Annotated in this window: 14 protein-coding genes; 8 read left to right on the top strand and 6 right to left on the bottom strand. The window is 60.2% G+C overall.

Annotated features, from left to right (window positions below; translation table 11 throughout):
* Positions 1–42: 42 nt before the first annotated feature.
* From AC1MEE_RS13385 to AC1MEE_RS13365, 5 genes are all read right to left on the bottom strand, one after another.
* Positions 43–477 carry a DUF1810 domain-containing protein gene (locus AC1MEE_RS13385; RefSeq protein ID WP_480415804.1) on the bottom strand — a complete coding sequence of 145 codons (435 nt, stop codon included), beginning with the start codon at positions 475–477 and terminating at the stop codon, positions 43–45.
* Between the two features lie 35 nt (positions 478–512).
* The gene (locus tag AC1MEE_RS13380) at positions 513–1,334 is read right to left on the bottom strand and encodes an aldo/keto reductase (protein ID WP_480415803.1); all 822 of its coding nucleotides are present in this window, start codon (positions 1,332–1,334) and stop codon (positions 513–515) included.
* Positions 1,335–1,663: 329 nt separating this feature from the next.
* Positions 1,664–2,314, bottom strand: coding sequence for a TetR/AcrR family transcriptional regulator (locus AC1MEE_RS13375; protein WP_480415802.1), 651 nt, complete (start codon positions 2,312–2,314; stop codon positions 1,664–1,666).
* 9 nt (positions 2,315–2,323) lie between these two features.
* Complete coding sequence (locus tag AC1MEE_RS13370) at positions 2,324–3,175, bottom strand: 3-hydroxybutyryl-CoA dehydrogenase (RefSeq protein ID WP_480415801.1); 852 nt, start codon at positions 3,173–3,175, stop codon at positions 2,324–2,326.
* A 10-nt stretch (positions 3,176–3,185) separates the two neighbouring features.
* Positions 3,186–4,367, bottom strand: coding sequence for an acetyl-CoA C-acyltransferase family protein (locus AC1MEE_RS13365; protein ID WP_480415800.1), 1,182 nt, complete (start codon positions 4,365–4,367; stop codon positions 3,186–3,188).
* 167 nt (positions 4,368–4,534) lie between these two features.
* Here AC1MEE_RS13365 and AC1MEE_RS13360 point away from each other — a divergent pair, with 167 nt between their 5' ends.
* Positions 4,535–5,563 (top strand): AraC family transcriptional regulator, encoded by a 1,029-nt coding sequence (locus AC1MEE_RS13360; protein ID WP_480415799.1) that lies wholly within the window; start codon positions 4,535–4,537, stop codon positions 5,561–5,563.
* A gap of 2 nt (positions 5,564–5,565) precedes the next feature.
* On the opposite strand, the gene AC1MEE_RS13355 is transcribed toward AC1MEE_RS13360, so the two are convergent.
* Positions 5,566–6,390 carry a DNA-binding transcriptional regulator gene (locus AC1MEE_RS13355; RefSeq protein ID WP_480415798.1) on the bottom strand — a complete coding sequence of 275 codons (825 nt, stop codon included), beginning with the start codon at positions 6,388–6,390 and terminating at the stop codon, positions 5,566–5,568.
* A 340-nt stretch (positions 6,391–6,730) separates the two neighbouring features.
* On the opposite strand from AC1MEE_RS13355, the gene AC1MEE_RS13350 reads away from it, so the two are divergent.
* The 7 genes from AC1MEE_RS13350 to mhpT all read left to right on the top strand — a co-directional run bounded on the left by AC1MEE_RS13350 (position 6,731) and on the right by mhpT (position 14,573).
* On the top strand, positions 6,731–8,410 hold the full coding sequence (locus AC1MEE_RS13350) for a bifunctional 3-(3-hydroxy-phenyl)propionate/3-hydroxycinnamic acid hydroxylase (protein WP_480415797.1): 1,680 nt from the start codon (positions 6,731–6,733) through the stop codon (positions 8,408–8,410).
* 1 nt (position 8,411) lies between these two features.
* Complete coding sequence (gene mhpB / locus AC1MEE_RS13345) at positions 8,412–9,356, top strand: 3-carboxyethylcatechol 2,3-dioxygenase (RefSeq protein ID WP_480415796.1); 945 nt, start codon at positions 8,412–8,414, stop codon at positions 9,354–9,356.
* An 83-nt stretch (positions 9,357–9,439) separates the two neighbouring features.
* Entirely contained in the window at positions 9,440–10,309 is an 870-nt protein-coding gene (locus AC1MEE_RS13340; protein WP_480415795.1) for an alpha/beta fold hydrolase, read from the top strand.
* A gap of 87 nt (positions 10,310–10,396) precedes the next feature.
* The gene (gene mhpD / locus AC1MEE_RS13335) at positions 10,397–11,191 is read left to right on the top strand and encodes a 2-keto-4-pentenoate hydratase (RefSeq protein ID WP_480415794.1); all 795 of its coding nucleotides are present in this window, start codon (positions 10,397–10,399) and stop codon (positions 11,189–11,191) included.
* 32 nt (positions 11,192–11,223) lie between these two features.
* A complete protein-coding gene (locus tag AC1MEE_RS13330) occupies positions 11,224–12,159 on the top strand; it encodes an acetaldehyde dehydrogenase (acetylating) (protein WP_480415793.1) in 936 nt (311 codons plus the stop codon).
* Between the two features lie 11 nt (positions 12,160–12,170).
* On the top strand, positions 12,171–13,190 hold the full coding sequence (dmpG, locus tag AC1MEE_RS13325; RefSeq protein ID WP_480415792.1) for a 4-hydroxy-2-oxovalerate aldolase: 1,020 nt from the start codon (positions 12,171–12,173) through the stop codon (positions 13,188–13,190).
* Between the two features lie 156 nt (positions 13,191–13,346).
* Positions 13,347–14,573 carry a 3-(3-hydroxy-phenyl)propionate transporter MhpT gene (gene mhpT / locus AC1MEE_RS13320; RefSeq protein WP_480415791.1) on the top strand — a complete coding sequence of 409 codons (1,227 nt, stop codon included), beginning with the start codon at positions 13,347–13,349 and terminating at the stop codon, positions 14,571–14,573.
* Positions 14,574–14,725 lie beyond the last annotated feature (152 nt).

The following is a 14,725-nucleotide window of genomic DNA, read 5'->3' as shown; positions in this document are numbered from 1 at the left end:
GAGGTTCAGCAAAACTGTAGACGTTTGGGGGGCGTCGATTTTTTAGACTAAGGACAGCGTGCGCGCATCGAACTGGCCATCGAAATATTGCTCCAGCGCGGTGCAGAAGATATTGCCGTCGGGAGCGACGAGGCCGAACAGGCTCATCGAAGAATGGAATTTCAGGTCGTCCGGAGTCCCGAATATCGACTGGATCGAGCGGCCCTGGAGTTGCGTCACCATGCGGGTGCAGTCCTCCAGGCGCGGGCCAAGCAAGGGATGATGCAGGTACGCCACTGCCTCCTCACGGGAAGCAATGGCGAAATGGCGGGACATCTCGCTGTAACCCAGCCCGGCGAATTGCGGGAAGATAAACCAGATCCAGTGGCTGCGTTTGTGCCCGCTGCGCAGCTCTTCTTGTACCCGGTCAAAAACCGGATCCTGCGCTTGAACGAAGCGTTGCAAATCAAAGGGGTCACGCGGGTCGGTGCTTTTCATTTCAGGACACTCTAATCAAGAGTCAATCAATGGGCTCATACTATGGCCAGCGGATGCTTGCGTCTGGGGGCACTGAACACCCGATCGATCGCATTCAGATCCTCAACGTCCAGCTTCAATTCGGCAGATGCGGCATTGCGTTGGACATGCTCGGGCTGGACAGCTTTCGGGATGGCGATGACCCCGTCTTGGCGCAGGACCCAGGCCAGCGACACTTGGGCCGGCGTCACGCCATGGCGGGCGGCGATGTGCTTGAGCGTCGGGCTGGCCAGAAGTTCCCCGGCCTGGGCGATCGGGCAGTACGCCATCAGCGGCAGGTAGTGCCGCTGACACCAGGGCAACAGGTCAAATTCGATGCCGCGCTCTTCAATGTTGTAGAGCACCTGATTGGTCGCGCAGACGGGGGAGGCCAGCTCTTGCAGATCCGCCACGTCGAAATTGGAGACGCCCCAACGCCCGATCTTGCCGTCTTCGCGCAAGCGCTCGAAGGCCTCGACCGTTTCTTCAAGCGAGTATTCTCCACGCCAGTGCAGCAGGTACAGATCGATATAGTCGGTGCCCAAACGGCTCAGACTGCGCTCGCACGCTTGGGGGATACCTCTGCGACTGGCATTGTGCGGGTAAACCTTACTGACGAGAAACACCCGATCACGCTGGCCGCAGATCGCTTCGCCGACCACTTCCTCTGCACCGCCCTCACCATACATTTCTGCGGTGTCGATCAGCGTCATGCCCAGCTCAATGCCTGATTGCAGCGCTGCCACTTCCTTGGCACGCTGGTGCGGATCTTCACCCATGTGCCAGGTTCCCTGGCCTATGACAGGGACGGACACGCCGGCCAGATCGAGCGTTCGCATAGCAACCTCCTGGTGAATATCGAAGATTACAAGGACGAATTATCCGCTTCTACGTGATTTTTACATTAGCTAATTGCGAAAACGGGCGTGCTCACTTGCTCCGTTCCGTTGAGTGTTAGCCGACGTGGCATCGGAGATCCCGCCCGTCTTCGACGCCGCGCTGTCGCGCAGCAAACACGGTCTCGATTCTGCCCGGAGGGCGTAGGAGAGACCGGGACGCGTAGTTTTGTCTGCGAAAGCCGTGACTCGGTATGCCTGAAAGACCGCAGCGTATGGTCTTCGCAGACAAGTCAGCTCCTACATTATTGGATCGGTGTCTGACTTAAAATTTATATTTTATTTGATAGGAACGGTGTCGACATAGCCCCTCCCACGGCTCCCAGGACGATGTTGCGCATCAGCGCTCGATAGGTTTTTGCGTCCAGATCAGCATCGGCAGTCCAGGAGGGAAGGTTGTTCAGCAAGCGCACAAAGGTCCGGGCTGTGGTGATGGCCACGGTGTTATCCGGCGATATGCCCAGGGGTGTCAGCAGATCGATCAGATGGTTTTCATAGCGCTGGCGCAGCGCCAGGATGGAGGCCTGGTGAGGGGCGTCCAGGCAATGAAGTTCGTACTCGGCAACCCGAAAGAAATCGCCTTTTTTCTCGTGCAGGTCCAGGTGCGCCATGATCAGGTCGTTCAGGCGTTTTTCTGGCGAAATGCGGGTGCTTACAGGCCGCGTCACGATCCTCAGAAGGTCGTCGTACAGCGTTTCGATCAGCTCGAATAACAGTGCTTCCTTGCTTTCGATATGGTTGTAGATCGAACCGGCATTGATGCCCAGGTGCGTGGCCAGCTCGCGCAGGCCGACCTGGGCAAATCCACGTCGAGCAAATAGCACTACCGCTTTCTCGCGGGTTTCCAGTTGCCGCGAATATCGGATCTGAGCGTTCCGATCTGGATCAGGCAAATGGGGTGCGGTATTGCAGCGACTGGACATGGCAATGGATCACTCGTACGAATAAAACCCACGACCGCTTTTGCGGCCCAGGTAGCCGGCAGCGACCATTTCCTTGAGCAACTGCGGCGGGCGATATTTAGGATCGTTGAAGCCCTGCTGGAAGCTCTCCATGATCGCCAGCAGGGTGTCCAGGCCGATCAGATCGGCCAGGGCCAAGGGGCCGATGGGGTGGTTGCAGCCCAGTTGCATGCCGGTGTCGATGTCCTTGGCGCTGGCCAGGCCTTCCTGCAGGGCAAAGATCGCTTCGTTGATCATCGGGCACAGGATGCGGTTGACCACGAAGCCCGGGCTGTTGCGAGCTGTCACCGCGCTTTTACCGATCTGTCCGGCCAGCTCCAGCGCCACGGCGTGGGTCGCGTCTGACGTTTGCAAGCCGCGGATGACTTCAACCAAGGCCATGAGCGGAACCGGGTTGAAGAAGTGCAAGCCGATAAAACGCTCGGGCTGCCCGACGACGGCGGCCAGTTCGGTGATCGACAGGGACGAGGTGTTGGTGGCGATAACGCAGTTGGTGCCGACCACTGCGTCGATCTGCTTGAGAATGCGTTTTTTCAGATCGAGATTTTCGGTTGCGGCTTCGATCACCATCTCGGCCTGAGCCAGGATGGCGTAATCGGTACTCAGTGAAATGTGGCCCAGCGCGCTTTGTTTGTCGGCGGGCGAGATGACCTCTTTGCGGACCTGACGGTCCAGATTGCCGGTCAATGTCGCCAGGCCTTTTTCCAGGGCCTGGTCGGAGATGTCGATCAGCGTGACGTTGATGCCCGCCAGCGCGCAGACCTGGGCGATGCCGTTGCCCATGGTGCCTGCGCCAATGATGGCGATGTGTTGAATGCTCACGTACGACTCCTCAAACACGCTCGAAAATGACCGCGATGCCTTGACCACCGCCAATGCACATGGTCGCCAGCGCATAGCGCCCACCGGTGCGATGCAGCTCATGAATGGCTTTGGTGGCAATGATCGCGCCGGTGGCACCGACCGGATGGCCGAGGGCGATGCCGGATCCGTTCGGGTTGACCTTGCTTGGGTCCAGGCCCAGTTCTTGAGTCACAGCACAGGCTTGGGCGGCGAAAGCCACGTTAGCTTCGATGACGTCCATATCGGCCACGGTCAAACCGGCGCGTTTGAGCGCAAGACGCGTGGCGGGGATCGGCCCGAGGCCCATCAGTTCAGGCTCGACACCGGCATGGGCGTAGGCCACCAGACGGGCGAGAGGGCGCAGGTTATTGGCCTGAACCGCAGCGCCGGTGGCCAACACCAGAGCCGCCGCACCGTCATTGAGGCCAGAGGCATTGCCCGCCGTGACTGAGCCGTCCTTCTTGAAGGCGGGCTTCATTTGCGCGAGCTGTTCAAGCGTGGTGGCGCGCGGGTGTTCGTCGACGCTGAACAGTTGCGTGCCCTTGCGGCTGCGGATTTCTACCGGGGCGATCTGCTCGACAAAGCGACCTTCCTCGATGGCGCGGGTCGCGCGGATTTGGTCTTCCATGGCCAGGGCGTCCTGCATCTCGCGGCTGATGCTATTGCGCTCGGCGATGTTCTCGGCGGTGATGCCCATGTGGATGCCATGGAAGGGGTCATGCAGGATGCCGAGCATGTAGTCGATGGCCTGGGTGTTGCCCATCCGTGCACCCCAGCGCGCGGCGGGGAGGATGTACGGACCGCGGCTCATGGACTCGACACCAGCACCGATGGCTATTTCGCTATCGCCCAGCAGCAGGGTCTGTGCCGCCGAAATGATCGCTTGCAAGCCGGAACCGCACAGGCGATTGACGTTGTAGGCCGGGGTTTCCTTGGGGATGCCGGCATTCATCGCCGCGACCCGGGAGACGTAGGCATCCTGAGGTTCGGTGGGGATGACATTACCCATCACCACATGCCCGATCAGCGCCGGGTCGACGCCACTGCGCAGCAGGGCGGCCTTGACCGCCGTGGTGGCCAGTTCGGCCATTGGCACGTCTTTGAGTGCGCCGCCAAAAGTGCCGATGGCAGTACGTGCAGCGCTGACGATAAAGACTTCGGGGCTGTTCATGATGGGTACCTTATTATGTGGGCTCGCGGGTCGAGTGCTGTAGAGGACACCGTCAGGCATCTGCAGACTATTGATCCGTCAGGTAGTCTAGGCTCGATCAGGCACCAGGCCTATGCCATAACTGCTCAGCGAAACTGCTCTTTTTCGCCATACGCATCGCAGGCCCCATGAAAGAAAAACATTCGGTTTCATCCTTCTTCGTCAAGGCGCTGCTGGTTCGGTTTCATCATCAACCAGAGCGCATTGCCCGGTTCCTGCAGGAAGCCGGCTTCGCCGCGCAGTCATTCGATGAACTGGGCGACAGGGTGCCGGCAGACGCGTTTGCCAGGCTGTGGCTGGCGGTGGTGCGCGAGCTCGACGATGAGTTCTTCGGTTTCGACTCTCACGGCATGCCGCTGGGCAGTTTCGCCCTGATCTGCCGGGGTTTGATTCAGGCGCCGACGGTGGAAAAGGCGTTGCGCCAGTCCCTGGACTATTTCGCCTTGTTCCTGCGTGATATTCACAGCGAGGTTCAGGTACGGGGCAAGCGGGTGGTCGTGGTCATGCGCTGTCACTGCGAAGATGACTATCTAAGAGCGGTCGTCACTGAAACCTTCATGATTCTGATCGTTGGCTTGATGTGCTGGTTGGCGGGCAGGCGCATACCCATCAGCCGCGCGCAGTTTGATCATTCGCGACCGCTTCACGGTGATGAGCATTTGCTGTGGGGGGACTACGTCGAGTTTGACGCGACCGTCACGGAGATTGAGTTCGACCGAGAATACCTGCGGCTTCCGGTGGTTCAGGATCGCAAGACCTTGTACAGCTTCTTGCGCAATGCACCGCAATCGGTGTTTATCCGCTTTCGCAATCGTGAGGGACTCAGCGCAAGGGTGCATCAGCGCTTGAGGTCCTGCGGCTATGACCATTGGCCTACCCTCGAGCAGCTTGCGACAGAGTTCGGGATCAATCTGGTCAGCTTGCGCCGGGCATTGCTGCGTGAAGGTTTTTCCTATCAGGAGCTCAAAGACGAGGTGCGCCGTTCAATTGCCTTCGAGTGTTTGCGAACAACCCCGATGAGCGTTGCCGACATCGCTCAGAAAGTCGGTTTTCGAGAGCCCAGTGCCTTTCATCGCGCGTTCAAGCAATGGACAGGTGAGAGCCCGGGAAGCTTTCGCCGACGAGGGCAGCGCGATGAGTTTTCGTCCATTGAATAACATCATGGGTGAGTGGCAGCGCTGACCTCATCAAGGCGTCGTTGCAGAACTTCACGTTCAATCTTTTCAGCTGTCCGGCGCAATGCTGGCAAATAGCGCGCAACCGCTTGCTCGATGCTCATCGCCTTCGCCACGTACACCAGATTGAGGCAACCGAGTATTCGTTGTTCTCCGCGAATGGGAACAGCGATCGAGGCGATCTTTTCTTCCTTATTCCATCCCATGAAGTTTTCGCCATAGCCACGATGGCGGGTTTTACGCAGCAGGTTGTCGAGCGCTTCGGCGTCGCGTGCCAAGCGGCTTTCTTCATCCTCACGGCTGGCGAGTAATTCAATGATCCGCTCGCGCTCTGCGTCGGGGCAGAACGCCAGGTAGGCGAGCCCCGTGGCCGTCAGCAGCACGGGCAGTCGGCGGCCGACCATGGAGCGGTGAAATGACAAGCGACTGAAGCGGTGAGTGGTTTCGCGTACCACCATGGCGTCCACGTCCAGGGTGCACAAGTCAGTCGGCCAAACCACTTCCTGCATGAGTTCAGCGAGCAACGGGGCGGCCAGCGAGGAGATCCATTGTTCATCGCGAAAACCTTCGCTCAGCTCGCGCACTTTCAGGCTAAGGCGATAGCTATCGTCCGATTCGCTACGGCGCACGTACCCCTCGTCTTGCAGTGTTTCGAGCAGGCGCCGGACGGTGGTGCGATGCAGGCCAGTGAGTTCGGCCAGCCTGGCTGTACTGGCGCCACCATCGAGGCGATTCAGCGTATTGAGCAACTGCAGACCTCTGGTCAGGCCACGCACGGTTTTATATTCAGTGTCGGATGTAGACGTCATAAATTTAAAATAAACCTATATAAATCAATCATGTGCACTAAGTGCCCAAGCGAGCTGTTTTTCATTGTAGGACGAGAATGGGCGTTCCTATACTAGTCCCAACAATTACAAGTGCCCTTAAATCGGGAGATCAACAATGAGCCAAGCCTACACCTCTACCGCGCTCAAAAGCATGTCGGCCGAACGGGATCACAACCTCTGGCGCAGCTAGGCGGGTCAACCAAGCCCTCTAAAAAAACCAAACGATACCCCACGTGCATTGCGCACTGAGGGGCTAGCCCCGGCTTGCCTGAAAACGGCTAGACCGGGAGTTGCAACACTGTTTCAAGCGGTGAGAACAATGAAAATATCGGATTCCAAGCCTTTTAAAAATGCCTCGCAAACCGACCACTCTGCCCAGGTTGTCGTGATCGGTTCCGGCCCCGTCGGTTTGGCGATTGCCAACTATCTCGGCCAGGTCGGCGTCGATGTGCTGGTGATAGAAAAGCTCGACAAACTGATCGACTACCCTCGTGCAATCGGCATCGATGACGAATCGCTGCGCACCGTCCAGGCCCTCGGCCTGGTGGACAAGGTGTTGCCACACACCACACCTTGGCACGCCATGCGGTTCCTCACGCCCAAGGGTCGCTGCTTCGCTGATATCCAACCCATGACCGATGAATTCGGCTGGTCGCGGCGCAATGCGTTTATCCAGCCGCAGGTCGATGCCGTGCTGTTCGAAGGGCTCAAGCGCTTCGACAACGTGCGGACCTTGTTCTCCCGCGACGTCAATGATTTCAGTCAGGACGCCAGCGGCGTGACCTTGCACATGGAGGCGCCCAGTGGCGTCAAAGAAACCGTTCGCGCCGATTACCTGATCGCCTGTGACGGCGGTAATAGCTATATACGCCGCGCTCTAGGCGTGTCGTTCGACGGTAAGACCGCGCCGAACCAATGGATCGTTGTCGACATCGCCAACGACCCGTTGGGCACGCCGAACGTCTACCTCTGCTGCGACCCGGTTCGCCCCTATGTCTCCGCTGCATTACCCCACGGCGTGCGTCGCTTCGAGTTCATGGTCATGCCCGGTGAGACTGAAGCCGAACTGAGCAAACCGGAAAACATGCGCCGCCTGCTGGCTAAAGTGCTGCCGGACCCGGATCGGGTTGAGCTGATCCGTAGCCGGGTATACACCCATAACGCGCGCCTGGCCGGCAAGTTCCGCGTCGAGCGTGTGGTGCTGGCCGGAGACGCCGCGCACATCATGCCGGTATGGCAAGGCCAGGGTTACAACAGTGGCATGCGTGACGCCTGCAACCTGGCCTGGAAAATGGCTCTGGTGGTCAAAGGCCTGGCCGGTGCTGCGCTGCTCGACACCTATGAACAGGAACGCCGTGATCACGCCAAAGCAATGATCGACCTGTCGGTGTTGGCCGGTCACGTGCTCGCGCCACCCAAGCGTTGGCAGGGCACCCTGCGCGATGGCATTTCCTGGTTGCTGAACTACCTGCCGCCGGTCAAACGCTACTTTCTGGAAATGCGTTTTAAACCCATGCCGCAATACTCCACTGGCGTATTGGTCGCCACTGGCCCCGGCGTGAAGAACTCGCCGGTCGGACGTATGTTCATTCAGCCCAAAGTGCTGACCGATGCCGGTCAAGAAGTGCTGCTGGACGATGTCATCGGCAGCAACTTTGCCATCATCGCCTGGGGCAGCGACCCCACATGGGGTCTGAGCCCTGCGCAGGTCGCATTCTGGCGCAATCTGGGTACCCGTTTCATTCAGGTACTGCCGAGCGTCCAGCTACAAGCCAAGCGCGAAGTCAGCGAAGGCGTGATCCGTATCGGTGACAGCAGCGGGCGCCTCAAGGAATGGTTCGGTCGTTATCCGGCGTCTATCGCCGTGGTGCGTCCGGATCGCTTCCTGGCTGGCTTGGCTATCCCGCAAACACTGGGTGGTGTTTGTGACTCGCTGGCCAAAGCACTGTCGGCCAAGCCGCTAGTGCTCGAAATCTCCGCCGCGAACAAGGTGGCTTGAGATGAGTGCCTACCTGCATTGCATGTCGCATAGCCCGCTGGTCGGCTTTGTCGACCCGGCGCCTGCGGTACTGGCCGAGGTCGATTGTACGGTCGATGACGCCCGTGCACGGATTGTCAGATTCGATCCTGAGTTGGTCATTCTGTTCGCGCCAGATCATTACAACGGCTTTTTCTATGACGTGATGCCGTCGTTCTGCATCGGCATGGCGGCACAGGCCATCGGCGACTTCGGCACCGCTGCCGGTACGCTCGCAGTGCCCAAGGCGCTGGCTGAGGCCTGCGCTACAGCGGTACTTGAGGCGGGCGTCGATGTCGCCGTTTCTTACTGCATGCAGGTAGACCACGGCTTTGCCCAGCCGCTTGAATTGCTGCTGGGTGGTCTCGATCGATGCCCGGTGATTCCGGTGTTCATCAACTCCGTAGCCATCCCGCTGCCGACCTTCCAGCGTGCCCGTTTGCTCGGCGAGGCCATCGGCCGTTTTGCCAGAACGCTGGACAAACGGGTCCTGTTTCTTGGCTCTGGTGGCTTGTCGCACCAGCCGCCGGTACCGGAACTGGCCAAAGTAGACGCGCGCATGGCCGACCGGATGATGGGCAGCGGTCGCAACCTGCCGGCCGACGAGCGTGAAGCGCGCCAGCAGCGGGTCATTCAGGCGGCCGAGCGCTTCATCGAGGACCAGAACTCCCTACACCCACTTAACCCTGAGTGGGATCAGCGGTTCCTCGACATTCTGGCCGAAGGCCGTATCGCCGAGCTCGATAACGTGGGCAACGCCGAGCTGTCCGAGCTGGCCGGCAAATCCACCCATGAGGTGAAAACCTGGGTGGCGGCCTTTGCTGCGCTCTCGGCTTTTGGCCCCTATCAGGCCAGTGACCGCTATTACCGCCCGATACCCGAGTGGATCGCCGGTTTTGGTGCGCTCAGTGCCCAGCCGTCGAACTGAGTCTTGGGGGCACACAACGGCTCGCTGCGCAGGGCCAAGGCCTGGCCGCAGCGCTCTATAACCTGAATTAAAGGAAGCATGAGATGACCGCAACGACTCACGTACTGACCGAGGCATCCACCAGCAAGTTCGCCCGCATCAAAGAGGGCGAGCTTGACCTTCAGCTGCATTACAACGATGCCGGGCAGGGCGCCGAGACGGTGGTGATGCTGCACGGTTCCGGACCGGGCGCCAGCGGCTGGGCAAACTTCAACCGCAACATCGAACCGCTGATTGACGCCGGCTACCGGGTGATCCTGATGGACTGCCCGGGCTGGAGCAAGAGTGACCCGATTGTCTGTTCAGGCTCGCGTTCGGATCTCAACGCCCGCGCCCTGAAGGGCTTGCTCGACGTGCTCGGTCTGGAGCGCGTCCATATCCTCGGCAACTCGATGGGTGGGCACAGCGCAGTCGCCTTTGCCCTGGCCAATCCGCAACGCGTTGGCAAGCTGGTGCTGATGGGTGGCGGTACGGGCGGCCCAAGCTCGTTCACACCGATGCCGACCGAGGGCATCAAGCTGCTGCAAGGTCTGTATCGCGAGCCAACCATTGAAAACCTGAAGAAGATGATGAACGTCTTCATCTATGACGCCAGCAGCTTGACCGAGGAGCTGTTCCAGACCCGCCTCGACAACATGCTGTCGCGTCGCGATCACCTGGAAAACTTTGTCGCGAGCCTGAAAGCCAATCCCAAGCAGTTTCCCGACTTCAGCCCGCGCCTCGGCGAAATCTCTGCGCAGACCCTGGTGGTTTGGGGCCGTGACGACCGCTTCGTGCCGATGGACACCGGCCTGCGCCTGATTGCCGGACTGCCGAACGCTGAACTGCACGTGTTCAACCGCTGCGGCCATTGGGCCCAGTGGGAACACGCCGACAGGTTCAACCGCATGGTGCTGGATTTCCTGAGCCATTAAACACGCCGCTGCCGCCAGCCATTCCCAATGCCCCGCTGACAGGGTGCTGGTTTACGCGAGAGCAGTGTGCAACCCCTGAGGTGAGTGATGAGTGTGACCCAAGAGTCTCTTGAACAACTGGCCCGCGCCTTGCGTCAGGCCGAGGCGAGCGGTGAAGCGATCGAACCGCTGCGTGAACAGATCGGTGAAGACAACGGCGAAGCCGCTTACGCCATCCAACGCCTCAACGTCGCCCATGCCGTTGCCGGTGGGCGCCGTGTGGTCGGCCGCAAAATTGGCCTGACCAACCCCAAGGTTCAGCGTCAGCTGGGCGTGGATCAGCCGGACTTCGGCACCTTGTTTGCCGACATGTGCTACGGCGACAACCAAGTGGTACCGGTGAACAGCGTACTGCAGCCGAAGATCGAGGCCGAAATTGCCTTGATCCTCGAACATGACCTGCCGCGTGTCGACACCAGCTTTGCCGATGTACTGGCGGCCACCGGGTGGGTACTGCCAGCGCTGGAAATCGTCGGCAGCCGCGTGCAGGGCTGGAACATTCGCTTCGTCGATACCGTCGCCGACAACGCCTCCAGCGGTTGTTTCGTGCTCGGCGGCCCAGCCCGTCGCCTGGACGGCCTTGACCTGCGTCTGGCGAGTATGCGCATGACCCGTAACGGTGAAGAGGTTTCCAGCGGCAGCGGCGCCGAATGCCTGGGTCATCCGCTCAATGCGGCGGTTTGGCTGGCTCGCACCATGGCGCGGCTCGGTGAGCCGCTCAAGGCTGGCGACATCATCCTGACCGGCGCGCTGGGGCCGATGGCAGCAGTCGCGGCCGGTGATCGGTTTGAGGCCGTGATCGATGGCATCGGCCAGGTGGCTGTGGAGTTCAGTGCCGAGTGATCGGCGACTTGCGTGCACAAAAGGTAAATACCATGAAAAAACTGAAAGTCGCCATCATCGGCTCCGGCAACATCGGCACCGACCTGATGATCAAGATCCTACGCAACGCCAAACACCTGGAAATGGCGGTCATGGTCGGTATCGACCCGGCCTCCGATGGCCTGGCTCGTGCGCAGCGCATGGGCGTGGCCATTACTCATGAAGGCGTCGAAGGGCTGGCCCGCATGGACCTGTTCAAGGACATCGACTTCGTGTTCGATGCGACCTCCGCCAGTGCCCACGTGAAGAACGACGCGTTCCTGCGTTCGATCAAACCCGGCATTCGCCTGATCGACCTGACCCCGGCCGCCATCGGTCCGTACTGCGTGCCGGTAGTCAACCTGGAGCAGAACCTCCACTCGTTGAACGTGAACATGGTCACTTGCGGTGGCCAGGCCACCATTCCGATGGTCGCCGCTGTGTCGCGGGTGGCCAAGGTGCATTACGCCGAGATCGTCGCCTCGATCGCCAGCAAATCCGCCGGCCCCGGCACCCGTGCCAACATCGATGAGTTCACCGAAACCACCTCCAAGGCCATCGAAGTGATCGGCGGCGCGAGCAAGGGCAAGGCAATCATCGTGATGAACCCGGCCGAGCCGCCGCTGATGATGCGCGACACCGTGTTCGTGCTGTCCGAAGCCGCAGATCAGGCCAAAGTCGAAGCCTCCATAGAAGAGATGGCCGCTGCGGTGAACGCCTACGTGCCGGGCTATCGCCTGAAACAAAAAGTGCAGTTCGACGTGATCCCTGAATCAGCACCGCTGAAGATTCCCGGCCTGGGCACGTTCTCCGGCCTGAAAACTTCGGTATTCCTCGAAGTCGAAGGCGCCGCCCACTACCTGCCAGCCTATGCCGGCAATCTCGACATCATGACCTCCGCGGCCTTGGCTACCGCCGAGCGCATGGCGCAGTCGATGCAGAACGCCTGAGGAGAATCGCCATGAGTTTTAATCCCGGTAAAAAGTTGTACATCTCCGACGTCACCCTGCGCGACGGCAGCCACGCGGTCCGTCACCAGTACTCGATCCAGAACGTGCAGGACATTGCACGGGCTTTGGACAAGGCCAAGGTTGACTCGATTGAAGTGGCCCACGGCGACGGCCTGCAAGGCTCCAGCTTCAACTACGGCTTCGCCTCGCACACTGATCTGGAATGGATCGAAGCCGCCGCCGATGTGATCAGTCACGCCAAAATCACCACCCTGTTGCTGCCTGGCATCGGCACCGTGCATGACCTCAAGGCGGCCTACAGCGCCGGTGCCCGCGTGGTGCGTATCGCCACCCACTGCACCGAAGCGGACGTGTCGAAACAGCACATCGAGTACGCTCGTGAACTGGGGATGGACACCGTCGGCTTCCTGATGATGAGCCACATGATCGCCCCTGAGCACCTGGCCCAACAGGCCAAGCTGATGGAAAGCTACGGCGCCACTTGCGTGTACATGGCCGACTCCGGTGGGGCGATGAACATGCAAGACATCCGCGATCGCTTCCGTGCGTTCAAGGCCGTGCTCAAACCGGAAACTGAAACCGGGATGCACGCCCACCATAACCTGTCACTGGGGGTGGCCAACTCGATCACTGCGGTCGAGGAGGGCTGTGACCGGATCGACGCCAGCCTTGCCGGCATGGGCGCGGGCGCGGGCAATGCGCCGCTGGAAGTGTTCATCGCCGCCGCCGAGCGCCTGGGCTGGAACCACGGTACCGACCTCTACACCTTGATGGACGCGGCCGATGACATCGTCCGTCCGTTGCAGGACCGTCCGGTGCGGGTCGACCGCGAGACCCTCGCGTTGGGTTATGCGGGCGTGTACTCGAGCTTCCTGCGCCACGCGGAAATCGCTGCGGCCAAATACGGCCTGAAGACCCTCGACATCCTCGTCGAGCTGGGCAAACGGCGGATGGTCGGTGGTCAGGAAGACATGATCGTCGATGTGGCGTTGGACCTGCTTAACCGTTGAAAAAAAACTGGCGGGCCCGCCCATGCAGCGGGTCAGCCAGTCCATACCCCTACAACAATAAAACGGGTAATAGATGTATGAGACGTTATCTAGCACAGTGCTTTTTACAGAGTTTCCATTCCCCCTCTGCGTTGCAACTCGCAGAGGTGTTTACCCATGAATAAGCATCGTACGAAGGGCCAGCTTGGGCTGGTATTGACCGTTGCCTTGTGCTTTTTGGTGGCCTTGATGGAAGGCCTGGACCTACAGGCCTCTGGCATCGCCGCTCAAGGCATGGCGGCCGCGTTTAGCCTGGATAAAATGCACATGGGCTGGGTCTTCAGCGCTGGCATCCTTGGACTGCTACCGGGTGCCTTTATCGGCGGCTGGCTGGCCGACCGCGTCGGCCGCAAGCGAGTGTTGATGGGGTCTGTCGCACTGTTCGGGCTGTTCTCTCTGGCGACGGCTGCGGCCTGGGATTTCAGCAGCCTGATGGCGGCCCGCTGCCTGACCGGCGTCGGCCTCGGTGCCGCGCTACCGAACCTGATCGCACTGACATCCGAGGTCGCCGGTCTACGCTTGCGTGGCCGTGCGGTCAGCATGATGTACTGCGGTGTACCGCTGGGCGCGGCGCTGGCTGCGACCATTGGCATCGCCGGTTTCTCGGGCGGCTGGCAGGTGGTGTTCTATGTCGGCGGTCTGGTGCCACTGGTGATCGTGCCATTACTCGGGCTGTATTTGCCGGAATCAGCGGTGTTCCGCCTACGTCAGAGTCAGGCCGGGCAGCCGGGGCACGGGGCACGGGTGACCGTCTTGCAGGGGCTGTTTGGCAACGGTTCGGTGATCGCCACACTGCTGCTCTGGGTCAGCTATTTCTTCACCCTCATGGTGGTCTACATCCTGATCAACTGGCTGCCGAGCTTACTGGTCGGTCAGGGCTTCACCGGTAAGCAGGCCAGTTGGGTGATGTTCGCCCTGCAGATTGGCGCAGCGGTCGGCACCTTGTTACTCGGCGTGTTGATGGACCGCCTGCCTGCCTGGGCACTGGCGACGCTGATCTACCTGGGGATCCTCGCTTCGCTGACCGCTCTGGGCTTGTCCAGCCAGATCGAAAGCATGCTGATAGCGGGTTTTGTCGCCGGCTTTTTCGCCACCGGTGGGCAATGCGTGCTTTACGCCCTTGCACCTCAGTTCTACCGCACTGAAGTACGCGCCACCGGGGTGGGCAGTGCCGTGGCGGTGGGTCGTCTGGGGGCAATGAGCGGCCCCTTGGTCGCTGGCCAGATGCTCGCACTGGGCACCGGCACTGCCGGCGTGATGCTCGCCTCTGCACCGGGCATCGTCATTGCTGCGCTGGCGATGTTCTGGCTGTCAGTTCGGCGCAAAAACCTGCTGCCTGACTGAATCACTGAACGCCACTACTGCGCTGCGTACGGCACGACGCAGAGCACGCGTTCGCCCTTTTTAAACCTGTCCAACCCGACTGGTGACTGCTTTGCCGTGCCCGTTTTCGGGGGGAATTGCAGTGCCGGATTCAATTATAAAAAAGAGAAAGG

It is taken from the genome of Pseudomonas sp. ASL3 (genome assembly GCF_056680425.1).
Note: the sequence above shows the minus strand (reverse complement) of the source record. Positions and strands in the feature narration are given on the sequence as shown.

Bases quoted from the DNA above. Each gene is read 5' to 3' on its own strand.
- AC1MEE_RS13385 (WP_480415804.1), bottom strand. From the start codon at position 477: ATGAAAAGCACCGACCCGCGTGACCCCTTTGATTTGCAACGCTTCGTT.
- AC1MEE_RS13380 (WP_480415803.1), bottom strand. From the start codon at position 1,334: ATGCGAACGCTCGATCTGGCCGGCGTGTCCGTCCCTGTCATAGGCCAG.
- AC1MEE_RS13375 (WP_480415802.1), bottom strand. From the start codon at position 2,314: ATGTCCAGTCGCTGCAATACCGCACCCCATTTGCCTGATCCAGATCGG.
- AC1MEE_RS13365 (WP_480415800.1), bottom strand. From the start codon at position 4,367: ATGAACAGCCCCGAAGTCTTTATCGTCAGCGCTGCACGTACTGCCATC.
- AC1MEE_RS13360 (WP_480415799.1), top strand. From the start codon at position 4,535: ATGAAAGAAAAACATTCGGTTTCATCCTTCTTCGTCAAGGCGCTGCTG.
- AC1MEE_RS13355 (WP_480415798.1), bottom strand. From the start codon at position 6,390: ATGACGTCTACATCCGACACTGAATATAAAACCGTGCGTGGCCTGACC.
- AC1MEE_RS13350 (WP_480415797.1), top strand. From the start codon at position 6,731: ATGAAAATATCGGATTCCAAGCCTTTTAAAAATGCCTCGCAAACCGAC.
- mhpB (WP_480415796.1), top strand. From the start codon at position 8,412: ATGAGTGCCTACCTGCATTGCATGTCGCATAGCCCGCTGGTCGGCTTT.
- AC1MEE_RS13340 (WP_480415795.1), top strand. From the start codon at position 9,440: ATGACCGCAACGACTCACGTACTGACCGAGGCATCCACCAGCAAGTTC.
- mhpD (WP_480415794.1), top strand. From the start codon at position 10,397: ATGAGTGTGACCCAAGAGTCTCTTGAACAACTGGCCCGCGCCTTGCGT.
- AC1MEE_RS13330 (WP_480415793.1), top strand. From the start codon at position 11,224: ATGAAAAAACTGAAAGTCGCCATCATCGGCTCCGGCAACATCGGCACC.
- dmpG (WP_480415792.1), top strand. From the start codon at position 12,171: ATGAGTTTTAATCCCGGTAAAAAGTTGTACATCTCCGACGTCACCCTG.
- mhpT (WP_480415791.1), top strand. From the start codon at position 13,347: ATGAATAAGCATCGTACGAAGGGCCAGCTTGGGCTGGTATTGACCGTT.